The following is a 19,975-nucleotide window of genomic DNA, read 5'->3' on the forward strand; positions in this document are numbered from 1 at the left end:
TTGCGGGGTATCTCCTTTCGAGGATAGGTAGGAGTTGATTCGAAAGGTACCCGCGATGGTCGCCTTTGTGTATACCGACACGAGGATCACCGCGGGATACAGATACACCACACTAACGGACGCAACCTTTCCACCTATTCGGATCCCATTCGGATGCTGAAGCCGCAGCTGTTTCGCTTGCGGTTTCGTTAATACTCCCCGAATCGGAACCCCCGCTCGCACAACCGCCCACCGCGACGAGTAGGAGACTCAGGACATATACAATCTTGTTTTTCATTTCTTGGGCCTCATTCCAATCCGTAAAACTGGGAAGCGGGAAGAGTATTCGAACAAGATTTCCAAATATCCGAGAGAACTTTGAGTAGCAATTCTCCATCACTACCAATCAATTGGCGTGCACGTCGCGTAAGTTGATTTACTCACCAAATCATCAGCAGAAATACGCCATTTCCCACTGGCGTAATTAGTAGTAACCCATCCACTGTAGTCAGTAGTTTGGTATACTACTTCACCTCTAATAGTAAAAATCATTATCCCTCGGTTTCTTTGCGCACCCCGAAGGCCCACAACCGCTTGGCCCGCATTACATTCTTTATAGCCACCGAGGTACATTGCTTCAGCAGAAGGCGCTACTGCAACTACCAATAACAAACTTACGATTGCTCCAAAAATACTTCGAGATTGTTTTTTCATCTTAGCTCTCCATTCATATTCTCTAGTGAAATATATATTTCACCCGGCCCAACTTTTCTTATAACATAAATGCCATTCTCCTCCCCCTAAAGTCATCCAATCCCATGCAACTCACGCGAAGGCGGATATTCCGGGCAGACTTTCCACACTTCTACCGGGATTTGAAATCCAAGAGAGCCGCCGTTATCCGGCCACCAGCGGTGTTCCGGGTCGGTGTGGAACTTGGCGACGTAGGTTTCTCGAGCGGGGCGTTCGGAGATATCAACCTTATAACCATGCGCAGCGAGGCAGGGAATATAGTATTCATCCCAGTAGTCCCAAACCACCCGCAATTGATCTTCCGACCAATCGGTAAGAAATTCCGGATTGAGAAAATACATCGCATAGCATTCGTAACTAGCTAACTGGTATGCCTGTTCTTGCGATTCCGGAATACTCCCATTGGAAGCAATCCCGCCTTTGGGGGTGACATGGAATCCAAAACCCTTGCTGGTCAAACACTCGGCCATTTTGCGATCCTCTTCCTCGGATGATTCTTGCCATTCAACCAAAGGAACATCGGGCGGCTCTTCAATCCCCCAGTAGTCCGCATGCCGTTTCAACCATTTCTCACGAAAAGCAAGCTTCTCTTCCTCTGTGGTATAACGTGGCTTAATCTCTATCTTCGCTGTCCAGCTATTCGGGTCCCATTCGGATGCTGAAGCCACAGCCGTTTCGCTTCCAGTTTCGTCAGCGCTCCCGGAATCTGAACCTCCGCTCGCGCAACCACCCATCACCACGAGTAGGAGACTCAGGATACATACAATCCTGTTTCTCATTTCTTAAACCTCATTCTAATCCGTAAAACTGGGAAGCAGGAGGAATCTCCGGACAAATCTTTAAGACCTCTGGAGGGATTTCGAATTCAAGAGAGCCTCCATTATTTGGCCACCAACGGTGTTCAGGATTGGAGTAAAATGTAGTGGCATAGGTTTCCCGAACCGGACGCTTGGAAGTATCGACATCGAATCCATGCGCAGCCAAACAAGGAATGTAATACTCATCCCAGTAATCCCATATCACTCTCAATTGATCTTCTGACCAATTGGTGAGAAATTCCGGATTAGGAAAATACTTCGCATAACACTCATACGCAGCAAGGTCGTACGCCTCTTGTTGCGATTCAGGAATACCCGGGTCAAAAGCGACTCCTCCATGAGGGGGCACATAGGCACTAAAACCCTTTTCTCTGTAACATTCGGCACGCTTGATATCCATCAATTCCACAGAATTCTGCCATTCCACAAGAGCAACGTCCGGCGGATTCTCAATACCAGAATGCTCCGCATCACGTTTTAGCCATTGTGCTCGGAAAGCAAGCTTCTCATCCTCCGTGTGGTAACGCGGTGAGATCTTGATTTTCGCTTTCCAGGAATTTGGATCCCATTCGGATACTGAAGCCGCAGCCGCTTGATTTCCAGACTCTCCCACGCTTCCGGAATCGGAACTACTAGTGCTGCAGCCCCCCGCCACCATAAGAGCGACAAAGAAAACGGCCAACTTTTTCCACTTCATAAGCCGCACCCCTTCGTTATACACGTGGTGGCGAGAAAGACAGATCTTCCCCGCCACCACACGAGTATGGAATACGATCTACCAGTCGATTGGGGTACAGGTAGCGTGGGTAGGTGCACGAAGGAGCTCCGGTGCCGCAGCGCTCCAATTACCATTGAAGTGGTTAGAAACAACGCTCACCCTATACAGAGTTGCCTTATCGTAAAGCACGTCACTTCGTACTTTTATGGTCATGCGCTCCATTGTCTGCTGTTCCGCATACACCCCAACATGAGCCTGATTAAAGTTGCACTTCTTGTAGCCACCCACCTGGATAGCACTGGCCGATGGCATAAACGCCACGATCGATAGCAGTGTTGCCGCGAATGCGGCACCTACTTTTCGGATAGTCTTCATGATCTTCCTCCTATTCTCCGTTGAACGGTGTGGACCTGTGATCCTTAACGACACTCAAAGAAACGCCGTTAAGATCAGAATAAAGGACACATTCAAGATCCGTCAAGACTTTTTACAGAGTAATTTCAGCGAGTAAATTGTGCGCAGTCGCATCACACACAACAGCCCCACATGGCGCACCACCGCGAGTAACGGCAACACCGCCCGCCAAACTTCACGGAAACAGCACGTCCGGGGTGTGCCGGATCGGCACACCCCGGACGTAGATAGGGCTCTTCACTTATTAGGATTCAACGCTGAGACGCAAGGCATAGCCCCGGCCCGGAACCCCGCCACTGGCCGTAGCATTTTCCTGGGTATCCACCCGGATAGTATCCCCGTCATGCGCTTCCCCGGCGAGGATCATACGGGCCAGCTGGTCACCGATTTCCCGCTGGATAAGCCGGCGGAGCGGGCGAGCTCCGTAGGCCGGATCGTATCCGTCCATCGTCAGATAATCGCGCGCAGCCGGGCTCACATCCAGGTGCATACGCCGCTCACCCAGACGCTGCTCCAGCTGCGTGATTTGCAGATCCACGATCTTGCCGATTTCCTCCATGCTCAGCGGGTGGAAAACAATCACGTCGTCCAAGCGGTTGAGGAACTCCGGCTTGAAGTGTGCCCGTACCGCCGCCATGACCGTGTCATATTGGGCCGCGGCATCCAAGGTGGGATCAGCTAGAGCCTGCGAACCCAAATTCGAGGTCAGGATGAGGAGGGTATTGCGGAAGTCCACGGTACGGCCCTGGCCGTCCGTGAGGCGCCCGTCGTCCAAAACCTGGAGCAGGATATCGAAAACATCCGGGTGGGCCTTTTCCACTTCGTCCAGCAGAATCACCGAGTAGGGCCGCCGCCGCACCGCTTCGGTGAGCTGACCGCCTTCCTCATACCCCACATATCCCGGAGGTGCCCCGACCAGCCGCGACACCGAGTGCTTTTCGGCGTACTCCGACATATCGATACGCACCATGGCGCGCTCGTCGTCGAACATAAAGTCCGCCAGCGACTTCGCCAATTCCGTTTTCCCCACACCCGTAGGCCCGAGGAAGAGGAAGGACCCATCGGGCCGGTTCGGATCCTGCACCCCGGCACGCGAACGGCGCACCGCATCGGATACCGCCCGCACCGCATCCTGCTGGCCAATGAGGCGACGGCCGATTTCCTCTTCCATATGGAGGAGTTTCTCCGTTTCACCCTGCATGAGCTTACCGACCGGCACACCCGTCCAAGCCGCCACCACTTCGGCAACTTCCTCAGAATCCACCCGCTCAGCGATCATCGGTTCATGGTCACGGCTCGCCCCGCTCGCCTCTTCAGCTTCAGCCGCCGCGATCTGGCGTTCCACCTCCGGAATATCACCATTTTGGAGCCGCCCAGCATCCTCGTAACGGCCCTCGCGGACCGCTAATTCGAATTCGGTGCGCAGCTCATCAAGCTTGACACGCAAATCACCCACCCGGTTGCGCCCGGCCTTCTCATTTTCCCAGCGCGCGGTCAAGGCAGCTAATTCTTCTTTGCGGTCAGCCAATTCCGCCCGGATGGTTTCTAGGCGGTCGGCGGTAGCTGCGTCGTCGTCCTGCGTTTCAGAAAGATAGGACTCCTCCATGGTGAGGCGATCAACCTGCCGTTGCAAAACGTCAATTTCCTCCGGGGAGGAATCCAATTCCATGCGCAGGCGCGAAGCAGCTTCGTCGATCAGATCAATGGCCTTATCGGGAAGCTGCCGGCCGGTAATATACCGGTTGGACAGCTGCGCCGCGGCAACCAGGGCACCGTCCGTAATTGTTACTTTATGATGCGCCTCGTACTTTGGGGCGATACCACGCAAAATTGTGATGGTATCCTCCACCGAAGGCTCGCCCACGAAAATCTGCTGGAACCGGCGTTCCAAAGCCGGATCCTTCTCAATATTTTCGCGGTACTCATCCAGGGTTGTGGCACCGATCAGCCGCAACTCACCACGCGCCAGCATGGGCTTGAGCATATTTCCGGCATCCATCGCGCCTTCGGAACCGCCCCCGGCCCCCACGATGGTATGGATCTCATCAATAAACGTGACGATTTCACCCGCAGCCTCTTTAATTTCATTCAGGACGGCCTTGAAGCGCTCCTCGAATTCACCGCGGTATTTCGCCCCGGCAACCATGGAGGCAACATCCAGCTGAATAAGCCGCTTGCCACGCAAAGACTCGGGCACATCACCATTCACCATGCGCTGCGCGAGACCCTCCACAACAGCGGTTTTCCCAACGCCCGGTTCCCCGATAAGCACCGGATTATTCTTGGTACGCCGGGAAAGCACCTGGACCACGCGGCGAATCTCGCTATCGCGGCCGATCACGGGATCCATTTTCCCTTCCCGAGCCATCGCGGTGAGATCCTGACCGTACTTTTCTAGGGCCTGGAAAGTACCTTCCGGATCCGCGCTATCCACCTTCGCGGTACGCACCCGCGGCAGGGTAGCACGCAGCGCTTCGTGCGATGCGCCCGCGCCGCGCAAAATCTCCCCCGCCTGGGATTGCGAGGCCGCAATCGCCATGAGTAGATGCTCGGTAGAAATATAGGCATCCCCCAAGCTGGTTGCTTCCTTACCGGCCTCCGAAATCACCCGCGAGAGCGGGCGCGAAGCCGCGGGATTTTGCACCGAATCCCCCGCCGACCGCGGCAAGGACGCCAGCGCCCCAGCTACCCGCTCCGCGATATCCACGCGATTAGCACCCACCGCTTCGAGCAGGGCAAGGGCAATTCCACCTTCCTGGGCGAGCAAAGCGCTCAAGAGATGCACCGGCTCCACTTGGGGATTCCCTGCATCCGTCGCCGTGCGGATGGCCTGCGCCAACGCTTCCTGCGACTTCGTTGTTAACTTATCCATGACAACTCCTTACATCGGCGGCGGCTACCTGGTCACCACTTCGCCGATCCACTCATATCAACGCAAGCTTTCTTGAGTCTATTCCACTCAAGTTAGAAGATATGGCAGTTCCGGGCACCAAGCCACGGAAACGCGGACGCTAGCCTAATTCTTCGGCGCCGCGATAGATCAGCTCCGCAATCGGAGCAATATCCCGATTCAAGAAAAGCTCGCGCAGCGCATTCTGATACTCCTCGAAATACGCGGCCGGAATAGCGATGGCATCATATCCGCGGGCCATGAGATACCCGGAAGCCATGAGCCGCGCGGTGCGCTTGTTCCCGTCGAAGTAATATTGCGCGAGCGTGGAAGTGGCAAAAAACTGGACTGCGCTACGCAGCGGATCACTATCATCTAGGTGTGCCAGCGAAGCCGTGAAAATTGTGCGCAAGGTGGCTGGATCCCGGGGTGCTTGGTAGTGTGTACCCGCCACATCCACATTCCCGTGCTCCCCGCGTACCGAACCTTCTCCTCGAAACACACCGGAATCAATAAGAGAATGGTAGGTGAGGGTGCGATGGATGCGGTTCTGGCTGTCCTCATCCATGCGGAACGAGCCTTCCCGCACCAAATTCGCTACAAGCTCGTGGGCGGAAACCATCGCCGCCACGTCCTCATCGCTGCGCTTATGGCCGGGTAGCGGGCGCTCTTCTATCAGCGTCACGACCTCGGGGAGCGTTATAGTTTTGCCTTCCAGCGTGGCCATAGACCACACATGCCCAGAGGTGAGATAGGCGAAGCGTTCAATCGCTTTTTCCGGTGTGCGGGGCGCAATCGCGGGCGCAGCGGGCGCGGGCAACAGGAAGGGGGTAACGGCATCGCTCAACGAGGCCGGCCGCCTGCTGGCTGCGTCGTCGTACCCGCGATACTGCCGTGAACCCAGGCTATACCGCGACATCATCTTCTTTTTCCTTAATCCAGGTGAGAGCCGCATCCACATCCCCAGCCACGTAGGTATCCACAACCGCGCGGCCGACCCCCACATAATGCTCGAAGAAATCGATCCACTGCGCGCCCTCACTCACGTCCTCGTCAATCGGAAGCACCCACAGGGGCTGCATGCCACCCCAGGTGGCAGCCGTTTTATCCAGACGGTCAATATCGGCTTGCGGAATATAGAAAATAGGTGTGCCGCTCACGGCGTGGTCCAGACTCGCCGAGAGTGCAAGAGCCCCCGAAATCCAATATGTTTTCGTGATGAGCGCGAGGTTACGTAATAAATCTTTTCCGGTTTTATCGCTGTAGAGCAGCTGCCCACCCCGTTTCTGCAGCGGCGCGGCAGGGGCACACGAGGCTAGTAAAGACGCGCGGTCACGAACGAGTCCTTCTTCTTCTAACCGCACCAACTCTCCTTCATCTTCGGCGGTCAGGCGCCCCTCAATTGCACGAGAGAAAAGACGTACTGCTGCATGTGGCTCCATACCCGCTATCCTAGCGGCCACACACCCGAACCCGCCCGCCTATACTGGATGAATTGCATAGCGAATGGAGGAGGAGCGGTGCCGGAAGGTCACGCTATTCATCGTCACGGACGTATTCTCACGGCGCTTTTTGGCGGAGAAGCCGTGGCGGCCAGTTCCCCGCAGGGGCGTTTCGCTGAAGGTGCGGCACTGCTCGACGGCATGCGCGCGGGGCGAGCCCACGCCTGGGGTAAACATCTTTTTTGGCCTTTCCTTTCCGCTCGCGAACCGGCCGCCGCAGCACCCGGCACTCCTGACGTTGAGCTTGGCGACCCGCAGGCCACTTGGCTCCACATTCATTTAGGACTCTACGGAAAATGGGCTTTTGCGGGGCCGGGCGTGGCCGGTTTGCACGGCGCCGGAATCCGCGTGAGCCCCACCGAAGATTCGGGCATGCGCAAGACCATCGACGGTGGACAAGATAGCACCACGCGCCTGGTGAACGCCGCGTCTCCGGGTGGTCGCGACGGTCTACCGGAGGACAATATCCAGGTCCTGGTAGAATTGGCGACGACGCCGACAACCCGCTTGCGCCTCGCCGGCCCAGAGGCGGTTGCCCAGCTCACCGGCCCTGCCCGCTGTGAGATTCTCAGCGGGGAAGAAGTCCTCGGGGTGATCGCTCGCCTCGGTCCCGATCCTATTCGCAATGAGGAGGGCGACCGGCAGCGATTCGTGACCGGGGCGCGCCGTCGGAAGATCCCGGCCGGCCAGGTGGTCATGGACCAGGCTGTTGTGGCGGGCCCGGGCAATATTTACCGGGCTGATTGTTTGTGGCGCACCGGGATTTCGCCGTTGCGGCCGGCCAATAAAGTTTCCGAATCCCGCTACCGCCAGCTCTGGGATGACCTGGTGCTCTGCATGGGCCGTGATGTAGATTCCGGAATTATTGTGACAATTCCTCCCGAATACCAGCCCGATCCCATTCCCGCGGGCGATCCGGAACTCTCGCGTTTCGCGGTCTATCACCGCACCGGCCGCCCGTGCGTGCGCTGCGGCGCAATTATTCGGGAGGAACTTATGGCGGGACGTCGCCTCTTCTGGTGCCCGGGCTGCCAACGCTAGACCTCGGATTTTTTCCTTGTGCGCCCGGCGCTCCCGTGCCACCGGTGAGATGTGCCGGGCCGGGCGGAAGCCACGCGATATGCACGGTATCCGCGAGGGAGCCGGTGATCAGCTGGGCTCGCCCCGGAATATCGCGGCGGGCATTCACACCGCGATAGCGAAAATCACCGGAAAGCAGGAGAACGGCCGGGGAGGCGGCGAGGAGGCGCCGCCACAGCGGGACATGAGTCAAGTGCGCAGGTTCCGCGGTGGTGAGGATGAGGTGCCACCCCAGTTCAGCAGCGTCCACGAGTACTTCGCTCAGCGGTGTGAGCGCAGAGCTCTGCGGATCAAGAAGTTCGGCATCATCCACCATGACAATAATCGGTGCGGGTGGCGCCGCCACCTCCATATTGTTATTGGCGCGGGGAACTGGAGAGCGCCGGGCGGCGAGCACCTGGGCAAGAGCCTCCATATCCGCGCGAGCCTGCGCTCCAGTTCGGTAACTTCCCGCGATGAGTTCGGGCGGGACGCAGGTGCGCAGCTGACCATGCGGGTCAATGAGAAAAAGACGGGGTGGTGGCGCACTCTGGGCCACTTGGTTGAGGAGGAGGCGCAACGTGGCAGTTTTCCCCGATCCTGCCTCCCCAATAATAAGAACATGCCCGGTGGTGGCAAGATCGAGGGCGGCTGGCCCGCGGTGACGGGCGCTCACTCCCAGCTGCAGCGCATTCAGCGAAGGGCGGGACAGTGCACCTCCCGCCAGGAGCTCTTGGTAGCTGAGGTGCGCGGGGAGCTCCCATAGCTGGGGTGCGGGCGGCCCGGCCCAGGCCGCGCGGATATCGGCAAGGAGATCGCCCCGGTGCGAGGCGGGAACATCCAGGTGCGAGGCGGGAACATCCTGTCGCGCCCCGGGCGAATTCACGTGCGACACACCAGAATCTACGGGTGGCCGAGTGGTGGCGAGTAAAAAATGTTCCCCGGCGGGAGTTATTCCCCGGCCCGGGCAGTCTACCGGGACGGTGGCAGCGCGCCGATGCGGGGCATGTGAATCATAGGGATCAGCCAGGCGTAGCTCGAGCCGCGTCGTGAAGAAATCGCGCACGTGCGCGGGAATCTCAGTGGGGCGGGTAGCCGTCGTAATAATGTGAATGCGGCTGGCTGGGCCGCGCTCGATGAGTTCAGTGAGGGGCTCATCCATATCGGGGCGCGCTCGTAGCGCCGCCCACCCGCGCAGGAAAATGAATATTTCTCCGAAAGGATCGGGGTCAGGTGATTGCCCGCTCCGTGCGGCTTCGCGAGCACGCAGCACGTTCCTCAACTCAACCAATCCGGCACGCATCCGCTCCAGCTCAGAATGATCTACCTGAAAACAAATATGCGGCACGTTAATGAGGTGGGCGAGTTCTGAACCGCCGAGATCACACAGCATATATTGCGCTTCGGCGGGGGTATATCCCAAAGCGATGGTCCCGGCAATGGTCCGCAATGCCTCAGCACATCCCGCGCCCGGAGCGCCGAGCACCAGGAGATGAGAATCCGTGAGATCGATACGGAGGGCTTCGCGGCGCTGGAGTAGTGGAAGATCCCGCTCACCTACCGTGAGCCGCAGCGGGGTGGCCCGCTGGCTCGGCACATACATCCCGAACCTGGGTGAGGTACGCACCGCGATAAGCTCGGTGAGATGGCGCGGGCGGGTGAGCGGTTCCAACCAGATCGGGTGGGCCCGCGGCCCGGCCCCCAGCAGCGATTCGAGCGCCGCGGTGAGTGTGCACGACCCGTTCGCGGCCAAGCCCGGCCCGAACGCCGCATCGGCGGGCCGGGTAGGTGGTGGCCCGCAGCTGCGGCGTCGTACTGCGGGAACGTGAGCCGGCCGTGCCGCGAGCGGGGCAGAAACATAAAACCCGGTGAAGCGGCGCGGCTCGGCACCGCTCGCGAGGAAACCGCAACCGGGCTGGGCCGGGAGGTGAGCGGCCTGCGGGGTTCCAATAACCGCACGGGATTCATACTCGGAAAAGGTGCGCAGCGCGATCCGGTAGGACAGGTGAGAATCCAGGCCGTGCAACCGGCCTTCGTCCAAGCGTTGGGTGGCGAGCAACAGGTGGATTCCCAGCGAACGACCCAGGCGCCCGATGGCCACGATGGTGTCGATGAGGTCAGGGTGGTCGCTCAGGAGCTCAGCGAACTCGTCAACAATAATAAGGAGTGGGGCGAGAAGCGGGCCGTTATGGGCGCCACGAGCGCGATCTGCCTCATATTCTCCCAGGTGGGAGTGCTGGCCGTGCTCGGCGAGCAGGTGTTGGCGGCGGTTCATTTCCCCGCGCAGGGTTTCCTCCATGCGCTCACTCAGGGAAGTATCGCGTTCCAGGTTGGTGACCAGAGCTGCGGTGTGGGGAAGCTCGGCAAAGGGGTGGAAACTCGCCCCGCCCTTGTAATCGATGAGCACCAGGTTGAGCTGCTCGGGCGAGTGCGTGAGGCACAGGCCGAGGAGGAGCGTACGCAACAACTCCGATTTTCCGGACCCGGTTGCCCCCACGAGCAACCCGTGTGGGCCCATCCCACCGGCCGCGGCTTCTTTGAGGTCCAGCCATACTGGATCTCCCTGCGGATCAAGGCCGAGGGGCACCCGCAAAGCGGCTTCCGGGCGCTGGGCTGGGCGATGCGAAGCGACGGCACGCGCCGGGATAAGGGATCTCAATCCGAGAAGATCAGCGTATACCTGTGCACTAGCGGACTGCGGTGCGGAACCGCGGGAGCGGTAGAGCGCGCGGGCGCAGTAGGCAGCTCCGTCCAGGTCAAGCAGATCCGGAATAGCCTCGCGCACCCCTGTGCTATCAACGAGGCTGAGATGTGCCGCCTCGTTCCCCTCGAGAAAATGCACAAGCGCGGCGAGGCTGCCGGAATCGGGCGGGGGACTCGCTTCGCGTTGCACCGGCCAGCCCCGCGGGCCGGGCCCTTGCGGTGGCGGGCCTGCGCGCCCGGAATCTTCCCGGAAATAAAGTGTGATGTGAGAGGACGATCCTGCGGCTCCCGGTGGTCCGAGTGCCCGGGGCGGCCGGGGTAGCCCGGGTGCTCCAGCGGAGCCCTTAATAATAAGGTGCGTGACCCGGCCGAGCCCCGCCTCCGTAACGGCACACGGAGGAAGCCAACTGAGCCAGCCCGCTTCGGCCCCGGGTACGTTATCATCCGGGCTAATAGCTAAATCACCAGGCGGAATGCTCGCAGCGAGCTGGCAGAGCAGGGCCCGCACCCACGCCCAGGCCGCCTCCCCACTCACCCGCACGGTGGAATACGAGGGCAGGTCGAGGAGGCCGGGGCCGGGGATTGTGCGCTGTACCTCCGCGGCGCAGCGGTCCCGGGCCCGGCGGGCGGCGTCGTCGCGCTCCCCGGGCGGATCCTCCGCAAGGGTGACGGTATAGGGCGGCGCAAGCAAGGCCTGCCCCACCCGAATCGGGCCCGGCGCGGGCGGCATGCCGCGGCTCAGGCGCAACGGGAGCACAAGCGGAGCCGGATAACGTTCCGCTTCTTCGCGAACACAGGCCTCCAGCATGCGGGCGGCCTCGGCTTCGCACCTGGCCAGGGCGGCGAGGTAATCACGCCGCGCGCCGTCGCGCTCCCCGGCATTGCGCCGCAGCGTCAGGCCCATATTGAGGAGCGCGAAGGCGAGCATGAGAAACCCCAGCGTTCCCATAAGGAGAAGCATGTGGGCAGAGCGCCGGGCGGTGGAGGAAAGCACCCCGAGCATCACCACGGATAGCAGCGCGGGGATAAACATGACGGCGTTCATTTTCTGCCCGCTGCCGCGATAACACGCGGGCGGCGCGGGAATGGTCACAACCTCCACGTTGCCCTCCTTTCGCGAATGCGCTCTCTTTTTCGGCACACCCTACCGAGGGAGCGGCCTCAAGGCGAGGCACCATCCACAGCTTCGGTACGACGGCACATCTCTCTCGCACATGACCAGCTGGGCCTGTGGATAACTCGCTGGGCTGTGGATGAGCTCTGGTGAGACGGCGGCCTTCTTGATACCGTGCCCTCACCCCACGGCCGCGACGCTTCGGTACCGGCGGCCTGTGCTATCTCAGGGGCGAGCGCGGGCGAACTACTGCACGCGCAGGTACGAGCGCAGAAAGGAGGGCATATGGCTGGAGAACTAGCAGAATCACGCGGTACCCTATCGGTGGATATCGCGATTCCCGTATGCGTGCATTGCGCGGGGCGGCGCGGCGAATTCGAGCTAGCCAGCTCGCTTTCACTGACCGCTCTTATTCCCGAAGTACTGCGTCTCCTCGCTCCGGATTTCACGCCTCCCACCTGGACGGTTCGTACCACCACCGGTCAGCACCTGGATCCGAGCCGGCCGGCAGGGGACCTGCTCTTCCCCGGAATCTGCCTGGTTATTGACGGGCCCGCGCCGCCCACGCCTCCCCGCCACGACCCGGTTCTCAGCCGTATCCGCCATTCCACCCTGATCGAACGCGGCGAACTTTCCCCACCTGCGCTCCGCAGCTGCGCCACCGGGACGGCTGTGGTAGCAGGGCTTAGCTTGGCCGGGTATAGCGCGTGTGCCCAGCTCCCCCACGTGCTCGCGCTTCCCGTGCTGGCCGGTATCACCTTGGTTTTCCTCGGTCTTGCTCATGTGAATTGGGCATATGCTCGCCGGCAAGAGGGCTCGCGTCTGGGCAGCGGCTCGCACGTCATAGCGCTGGCGCTGCTCGCCGCCAGCGGCTGGGTGGGGGCAGCATGCGGATGGCGCGCTGCCCCGCTGGTAGTACCAGGTGCGGGGTCAACCATGGGATCGGGTGGGATCGCAGCCGGCTGCCTTCTCCTTATTATCGCGGTGCTCGCCCGGGTGGTCGTTCCTGTGCCGGGTGGCCGAAGTCTTTTGCTCACCTGGGCAATCGGTATGTTGAGCTGGGGCGGCGTGGCCCTGCTCCACACCCGGCTTGCACAACCCACCGCACTCGTCATCGTGGTGGCGCTGGTATGTACAGTTCGCGCCATTGCGCCAGTTATCTTGCACGTGAGCGCTTCTCCACCGGAGATTCCCACCACCGCTGGCCCGGATTTATCTGCGCGGCAGAGCCCGGAAAGTTGGGCCCGTACCCTCACCCTCCGTACCCTGGGGGCTGAAGCCGGCGTGGTCTTCGTGATCGCCACGTTCCTCCCGCTGGCTTGCCGGCCGGATATCCTCACCATGGCCATATGTTGCACGGCGGTAACTGTGCTCGGGCTACGTGCCATAAGTATGCGCGCCGACGCCGCGTTTGTACTTCGGCTCCTTTTCTTCCTTCTTCTTTATGTGGAGCTTTGTGTGCTGGCCATGCGGAATCCGGCAGCGCAAGCAGCGCCGGGTATTCTTGCTTGCCTGGCAGCTCCGGTGCTGGTCAGTATTCCGGCTGTTTTCCTCGGGTATCGAAGCCACCGGGGAAAACCGGAGAGTACCGACAATAGTGGAGGCCGCGGTGAGCGGTCAGAAGCCGAACTTCTTCTCACCCGGCGGGTGGAGATTACGGAGCACATACTCACCGCCCTGCTCGGCGCCGGGATAGTTATCGCGGTCAGTCCATGGTAAACGCGCGCGCTATTATGAGCTCCCGCAGTTTCCGGCGCCGTAGTATCGCGGGTGCCTTGTGGTGGGGAATACCGGCTCATGAGGAGGCTCCCCGCCCGGGATTGGCCGGCTTGGCCGGAGCTCTTGGGCTAGCTCTGGTGGCCGCGGCCGGTACCGGAGCGGTACGGGCGCTCTCCCCGCAACTTCCCGAGGGCTGGGAGGATGGCGCGATCGTGGTCGCTGCAGATAGCGGAGCCCGTTATCTCAGTTCCGGTGGAATTCTCCACCCTCTCACTACTCTGGCAGGTGCTTACCTTCTGTATCCAGAAGGAGTATCCACCCATGTGCTCCCGGCTGCCCGGCTCGCGGGTATACCGCGCGGGGCGCCCCTGGGAATTCCCGGCGCCCCTGATTCTTTGCCGACCGCAGCTGAGCTGCGCGATCCGTGGATGGTGGCCTGCCCCGCAAGTGTTACAGCCCCGCAGGCGGACAGCGAGGAAAATATGCAGGGCACGGCCGCGCCGCTTACCCTGGCGGCCACGGCTCCGCTCCCGGAATATCGCGGCGCGGTGCTGGTGCGAACACCGAGCAGTTTGTGGCTCATCGCCGCCGAGCAGCGCTACCGGGTAGATATACCGGAAGCGGCTTTCCGCAGTGAATTTCCGGGGGTTCCGGTATTTGAGGCGCCACCGGATTGGGTAGCACTCTGGGCGGAGGGCCGGCCTCTCGCTCCCCTCACGGTTCCCGCTGCCGGAGAACCGGCCGGGTATCTTCCCGGCATCGGAGCAGCACGGGTCGGTGACCTGGTCGCTTTTGCTGACAGTGCCGGCACCCGCACCTGGTTCCATATCAGTTCGGGCGGGGTGCTCGAACCGCTCTCCCCCACCGCTTTCCACCTGTATCGGCTCTCCGATCACAGTGCCCGGGCACGGGTGTATGCCCTTGACCCGGCAGCCCGCGCCCATCTTGATTTCCGTGAAACGGGCCCCGGAGAGGGCTGGCCCGCTGATCTCAGCGCGGAGCCCGGCCCGGCCTCCGGCGGGGCTGCCGGAACCGCGGAACCTGGCCCCGCCCGGGTATGCGCGGCTTTCCACGCGGGGCGCTCTTTCCTGGTGCACGCACCCGAATCCCCAGCATCACGCAGCGGTGCGGTGCTCGTGGCCGGTGCGGGCGCGGATGCGGAAAATACCATCCTGGTGCAGGGGAGCACCCTGGTAGAGATCACCGATCTTGCCCGGCTGAGCAGGGCCGCTAGCTGGGATAACATCAGCCCGCTTGAGCTCCCGCCCGCCTGGCGCACCCACCTTCCCGAAGCGGCCACCACTCTTTCCGTAGATGAACTCTGCACCGATCCGCACGGCACCACCCGGACCGATATCGCTGCCTGCACTCGGCACCGCCCGTAAATGACCGCGCACCCCTCATTTGCGCAGGAACAAGCCCGGGCCGGGGAGTCGATATCCTCCCCGGCCCGGGCTGTGAGTGACATACGTTGGAAATAGTTAGTAGCTGGTTATCCCGCCTTTAGCGGGTAACGCTGGAACGGGAATTAGCCCGGTAGCGCAAAGTCAAACCGCCGGCGAGCGCAGTGAGCCCGGCCAAAATCCAGCCCGCGAGCGCCGCACCGGTGCGTTGCAGCTGCGGAGGTACAGGCGGCGTGACCTGCGGAGTGGCGGGCGGGGTGTGCGGTGGCGTAGCAGGCGGCGTCGTTGGAGGAACCGGTGGTTCTTCGAAACGAACCGTCTGTTCGCTATCGAGAGGATCGGTGTGCTCGGAAATGAGGCGGTCACCCAGGTACACCCATTCGAAAATAACCACCTTGCGGCCAGCTAAAGCACTCGCATCAAAGCCCAGCTTAATGCGGGCGCATTCGCTAGGTGAACCGGGAATGAAGTCACTGACTTTCCGCACCGGGGTGCCATCTTTCCCGAGCACCGGCGTCCCATCGGGGAACATGGCGGCCGTTTCAATACGATAGGTCTCTCCGGGAATAAGTGCTCCGCTGAGTTCGCATACCTCATCGGTAATAACCGCATCCGCGGTGGCGCTAAGAATCTGATCGCCGCCGGCACCATCGGTGCGCTTCGCACTAGTTGCGCTCTCAGCCCCACCGGCATCCGCATCCGCATCCGCATCCGAAGCACCATCCCGGGCGCGGGTGGCCAGGCGCGTGAAGGTCACCGTCTGGTTGGTGTCGTTCAGATCAGCATGCACGGCAATATCACGCCCGTCCTGGCGGAGAGTTTCCGTGGCCACCGCCCTGGTGCCGGCCAGAGCTGCGGCGTCGACCTCAAAAACCACTTCCACGCTACCGTGCGGGTGCTCGGGCACGAAACGGCTGGTGCCGGTGAGCTCGCTCCCGCTGGCATCGCGCAGCGGCTGGCCGCTGGTCGCGTCCAAGAGCGCCCCGTGGACCTCGTATTCCTTCCCGGGAATCAGATGTTGATAAGAAACAGTATCCACCAGGGTGACGGTGCCAGTATTGGGCGCGATATGGGTGTCGGCATGGTGCATGGTGGTGTGGAGGGACGGCTCGCGGGTCACCGTGAACTGCTCGGCCACATCGGTAACACTGGTGGATAGCGGCGCCACCCGATCATCCCCCGCGAAATCGGAGACCACCACGTAGGTGCCCGGCAGGTTTTCCCCGGCCGCGTCCTGCTCCATAATCCAGGAAGGATCACCCACGCTGGGATAGAAACCGTTACGAGCGGGAAGCACCACCGGCTGCCCGATCTGGCGAGCGGACGGGCGGTTCTCATCGGTTACGGCCTGACCTTCCGGGAAGAAAAGCAGGGTGTGGGTGAGCGTTTGAGTATCGGCCCCAAAACCTGCCCCGCCGGTGAAATCGGGGTGATTAGCGGGCAGACCGCTCACCCAGACGTCGTCCACCAGGTAGGTGCCGGACTTCGTCTGGCGAATCGAGAGGGCCGAATCAATCTTCCCGGGGTAGCGCACCGAGGTTGTTTCATCCGCCAACCCGAAAGTATCCGACCAACCGGCCTCAACCCAAGCGGCAAATTCGGCCGGTTGATCCTCCGCGCGGACTTCCCACACCCAGGTGTACATCCCGGGCCGGGTCACCGGCTCACTCAGTTCTGCCCGGATCGGGCCCGGGCCTTCGGCCACCACCGTCACGGACTCAATTTTTTCCGAGCTTGCCGGTACCACACCCGGCTCCGGAATCACCGTGGGTGAGACATACCAGGCGGTAGCCCGGTAGGTGACGGGGATAAAAGGACCGTCCTCAAAAGAACCGTTAGTTCCCGGGCGGCGACTCCACTCCCCGTCCCGGAAAGTTTCATCCGCGCGGGCCACGAAAGTATCACTCAGCACCGTGCCGGTATCTACCACTTTCGCATCGGCCACGTGCGATACCCCGAGCGGCCGGAAGGGGAATTCTTCCCGGGACGTTTCCTCCGGAAGTGCGTAACTATCCGCCCAATCCGCGTGAATATAGCGGGCATTTTCCCCCTGCTCGTTTTTACGGACCTCCCACACCCAGGTGACGAAACCGCGTTTAGGGGTGGAAAGTTCCGCGGTGAGTATCTCCCCCGGGCCGTTGGCCTGGACCGTTACCGAGCCCAACACCTCGGCTCCTTCAGGAACTGAATCGCTGCGCTGCGGGGTGGTGCGACCCGCCCAATAGGCGGTAGCCCGGTAGGTGACAGGCACATTTTCCCCCTTCACCTGGGTCCATTTCCCGTCCCCGTAATCCTCCTTAACGGCGGTGGTGAGAGTATCGCGAATAACGCCGTCGGTATTAATAGGGCGGGTACTCACCTTGGAGGTACCCAAGGGCTGGAAATCATAGATAACTTCCCAGGTGCGCCCGGGAACATTGCGGGTAAGAGGATCGCTGACCGGGCGGTGGCCGTAGGTGATGGTGTCCTGCACAGAGCCATCCGCCCCGAATACCGTGAGGGTGGTACGAACCGGGGTATCAAATACCGCCGTATAGCTCACCTGGCCATTCCCGGTGGCAGACCACGCTAGCTCCAGCGGCTTACTATCGGTTACCCCGCTCCAGGTCGCGCTACCGCTCACGTCAAAAACCGCCGGGCCGGTGAGGGTAATAACCACGGGAATTCCGGGCAGCCACGCCTCGGAATCATCCGGGTGTACGCCAATACCGCGGATGGCACCGCTGCGATCCCCTTCACCTTCCACGATCCCACTCACGTAGCCGACGGCGGCGCTGGCGCGCGCTTCACGCACGTAGTTCTGGGCCCGCTCCTCAATATCAGGACGCTGGGAACGCACCGCTTCCACCAGTTCGTTCACGGTGGCTTGCGCCCGGCCCGGATGCCCCGGGTATTCCTTTTCGAAATTCACGTGGATGAGGTAGCTCAGTGCGGCCAGGTTGAGATCATCCGTGGTATTACCTTCGTAGCGGTTGAGTAGCCAGGCCATTTGCGGGGTGCTCAGCTGCAACTCCCCCGGGCCGAGCGCCCGGGATTCGGTAAGAGTCGTGATGTCGACCATTTCGCCGGGGCCGGGATCGGCATATTTAGCTTGGATGCACCAAATGGGGTACCCTTCCACCGCCACCCCGTTAATTGATTGCGTTTCCGCGTAGTGCGGGCCGAGGCGGAGGTGGCCAACAACATTTACGCCTTTAATGTCAATACCGCGGCCAACGGAACGATCCCAATCGGCACGCGCTCCGGCGCCGCCGAAAAGACCGGCGCCCGCCAAAGCGAACACCATGAGAAAAGCAAGACATACCCGAATCACATGTGGGGTGGGTTTCGGGCCCGTGGTTATTGCCATGGTGGATACGAGTCCTTTCACAATATTATTTTTTATGCATGACGAACGTAAGGTAGTGAAGAACGTCAGGTCATGACGGACGTGCATGCACGACGAATGTGCATGTATATCGAAAGTGGAATGCGGGCAACGAGGAGCTGCCGCCCCCTATCCGAAGAGACGAGCAACCGCCCGATCAGCCGCGCGATAGTTCTGCGAGGCGCATTCGACCTGCTGGCCGATACGCGCGTAAATGTCATTCAGGGAGCGGGCTGCGGCATGCCACCGCATCTGCGCGGCTTCGTAGGCTGCCTGAGATTGCCCATCCCAATCTGCCATTGCGGTGCGTATGCGCGCATCGAGGTGCGCGAGCACCGCCTCGATGCGGGAGGCGTGTGCAGCCATATCAGCCGCACCCGCGGAGAGTTCCCCAAAATGGGCACGAACCTCGGTCATGACAATCCTTTCCGTAAAGTGTGCGGGCACGCTGATGCTGGTGCACCGACGCGGGAAAGCTGGCGCTATCAGGCCGCCGGCAGATCCCCAACTAAAGCGGCCATACGGGAAAAATCCGCGCGGGTGGCCGCGTCTGTTTCGGTAACGGTGGCATCCGCGCGGCCCAGGCGCGCCCCGTAATCAGCTAGGAGAGCGAGAAGTTTTTCGCTTGCCGCGCGGTATTCTTCCAGCGCGGCAGCGAAGGCCACCGGGGCGGTGCCCCGCCAGCCGGCATGCCAGCTCGCGATGCGATCCACGGTGGAGTGGAGGTGGGCGCGCAAATCCTCCTGGGCCTGGGCAAGAAGCGCGCGAACGGCGAGAATGGAATCATTACTGACCCGCAATTGTGCGGTAGATACAGCCATACATCCCCCTGAGATGCTTAGGTGGTGGCGCGCGAGTGGTGAGAATTCCGCGCTTCGGACGCCGGCCGGTGAGGACCGGTGTTCCTATGGTGGCTGATGGTGGTGGTGCTTGTCGAGAGATGAAAAATGTTATCCACAGGTAGCTGCCCGGCCGGCGTGTCGCCCACAGGCAGACCGGCTGTGACTAGCCTTGCGCGCCCGTGCCCGACGGCGCCGTCGTACCCAATGCTGACCGTGTTTCAGGGCGACGCCGCCGCGCCGCTCCCGCGGCGCGTTATCAGGCGTTACAGGAAATAGGCCACGAGAGCGACCATCGAAATAACGAAAGCGATGCCGATAATGGTGGCACGCTGCCAGAAGAGGCGACGGCGCGGGTAGTAGCTCTGCCCCGGCTGGTAGCCGCCGAAATCATAGCCGCCGCTCAGCTCTTCTTCGGATTCGATGGTGGGATCTTCCCCGGTGGCGCTGCCGCGCTGCTGGTCATCATGCCGGCGGCCGAATTGGCGTTTCCTCACGGTTTCCTCCGTCTCCGGGTGGCTGGCTCCCGGTAGGAATATGGTAGTGCATCCATATGAACATGAGGGCTACTGCACCGTCCGCGATTTAGGTTTCCGGTTATGGGGTGGGGGTTTGTTCTAAGACTGTTCTCGCGCGTGCTATTTTCTCCAGGAGGCTATCCACGTCAGCTACCCACGTGAATGGTGTGGCGGTAAGG

At 61.0% G+C, this 19,975-nt stretch carries 15 protein-coding genes; 3 read left to right on the forward strand and 12 right to left on the reverse strand.

Translation table 11 applies throughout. The features are described 5' to 3' along the window. Nucleotides 1–378: 378 nt before the first annotated feature. The 7 genes from DDD64_RS07490 to DDD64_RS07520 all read right to left on the reverse strand — a co-directional run bounded on the left by DDD64_RS07490 (nt 379) and on the right by DDD64_RS07520 (nt 7,014). Nucleotides 379–693 (reverse strand): hypothetical protein, encoded by a 315-nt coding sequence (locus tag DDD64_RS07490; RefSeq protein ID WP_126135756.1) that lies wholly within the window; start codon nt 691–693, stop codon nt 379–381. Nucleotides 694–785: 92 nt separating this feature from the next. Then, nucleotides 786–1,400: a hypothetical protein gene (locus tag DDD64_RS07495; protein ID WP_241227594.1), complete on the reverse strand. Its 615-nt coding sequence runs from the start codon at nt 1,398–1,400 to the stop codon at nt 786–788. A gap of 121 nt (nt 1,401–1,521) precedes the next feature. Next, nucleotides 1,522–2,247 (reverse strand): hypothetical protein, encoded by a 726-nt coding sequence (locus DDD64_RS07500; RefSeq protein WP_126135758.1) that lies wholly within the window; start codon nt 2,245–2,247, stop codon nt 1,522–1,524. Nucleotides 2,248–2,325: 78 nt separating this feature from the next. After that, complete coding sequence (locus DDD64_RS07505; protein ID WP_126135759.1) at nt 2,326–2,643, reverse strand: hypothetical protein; 318 nt, start codon at nt 2,641–2,643, stop codon at nt 2,326–2,328. Nucleotides 2,644–2,926: 283 nt separating this feature from the next. Next, the gene (gene clpB / locus DDD64_RS07510) at nt 2,927–5,554 is read right to left on the reverse strand and encodes an ATP-dependent chaperone ClpB (protein WP_126135760.1); all 2,628 of its coding nucleotides are present in this window, start codon (nt 5,552–5,554) and stop codon (nt 2,927–2,929) included. Between the two features lie 139 nt (nt 5,555–5,693). Beyond that, nucleotides 5,694–6,494, reverse strand: coding sequence for a Fic family protein (locus DDD64_RS07515; RefSeq protein WP_164545965.1), 801 nt, complete (start codon nt 6,492–6,494; stop codon nt 5,694–5,696). Then, complete coding sequence (locus DDD64_RS07520; protein WP_126135762.1) at nt 6,478–7,014, reverse strand: hypothetical protein; 537 nt, start codon at nt 7,012–7,014, stop codon at nt 6,478–6,480. The genes DDD64_RS07515 and DDD64_RS07520 overlap by 17 nt, the downstream gene beginning before the upstream one ends. 78 nt (nt 7,015–7,092) lie before the next feature. Between DDD64_RS07520 and DDD64_RS07525 the strand changes: the two genes are divergently transcribed. Further along, complete coding sequence (locus tag DDD64_RS07525; protein WP_126135763.1) at nt 7,093–8,115, forward strand: Fpg/Nei family DNA glycosylase; 1,023 nt, start codon at nt 7,093–7,095, stop codon at nt 8,113–8,115. Here the strand turns inward: DDD64_RS07525 and DDD64_RS07530 are convergent. After that, entirely contained in the window at nt 8,069–11,938 is a 3,870-nt protein-coding gene (locus DDD64_RS07530) for an FtsK/SpoIIIE domain-containing protein (RefSeq protein ID WP_126135764.1), read from the reverse strand. The two genes, DDD64_RS07525 and DDD64_RS07530, sit on opposite strands and share 47 nt — an antisense overlap. A 297-nt stretch (nt 11,939–12,235) precedes the next feature. On the opposite strand from DDD64_RS07530, the gene DDD64_RS07535 reads away from it, so the two are divergent. Further along, nucleotides 12,236–13,669: a hypothetical protein gene (locus DDD64_RS07535; RefSeq protein WP_126135765.1), complete on the forward strand. Its 1,434-nt coding sequence runs from the start codon at nt 12,236–12,238 to the stop codon at nt 13,667–13,669. Nucleotides 13,670–13,683: 14 nt separating this feature from the next. Next, nucleotides 13,684–15,054, forward strand: coding sequence for a type VII secretion protein EccB (locus tag DDD64_RS07540; RefSeq protein ID WP_338119682.1), 1,371 nt, complete (start codon nt 13,684–13,686; stop codon nt 15,052–15,054). Between the two features lie 118 nt (nt 15,055–15,172). On the opposite strand, the gene DDD64_RS07545 is transcribed toward DDD64_RS07540, so the two are convergent. The 4 genes from DDD64_RS07545 to DDD64_RS07560 all read right to left on the reverse strand — a co-directional run bounded on the left by DDD64_RS07545 (nt 15,173) and on the right by DDD64_RS07560 (nt 19,775). Continuing rightward, a complete protein-coding gene (locus tag DDD64_RS07545; protein WP_241227596.1) occupies nt 15,173–18,442 on the reverse strand; it encodes a VaFE repeat-containing surface-anchored protein in 3,270 nt (1,089 codons plus the stop codon). A gap of 126 nt (nt 18,443–18,568) precedes the next feature. Next, the gene (locus DDD64_RS07550; protein WP_126135768.1) at nt 18,569–18,856 is read right to left on the reverse strand and encodes a WXG100 family type VII secretion target; all 288 of its coding nucleotides are present in this window, start codon (nt 18,854–18,856) and stop codon (nt 18,569–18,571) included. A gap of 68 nt (nt 18,857–18,924) precedes the next feature. Then, nucleotides 18,925–19,260, reverse strand: coding sequence for a WXG100 family type VII secretion target (locus DDD64_RS07555; RefSeq protein ID WP_126135769.1), 336 nt, complete (start codon nt 19,258–19,260; stop codon nt 18,925–18,927). 284 nt (nt 19,261–19,544) lie between these two features. Beyond that, nucleotides 19,545–19,775, reverse strand: coding sequence for a hypothetical protein (locus DDD64_RS07560; protein ID WP_016441840.1), 231 nt, complete (start codon nt 19,773–19,775; stop codon nt 19,545–19,547). Nucleotides 19,776–19,975: the final 200 nt, after the last annotated feature.

The organism is Actinotignum sanguinis (assembly GCF_003957255.1).
In the GTDB taxonomy this organism is placed as follows: Bacteria; Actinomycetota; Actinomycetes; order Actinomycetales; family Actinomycetaceae; genus Actinotignum; species Actinotignum sanguinis.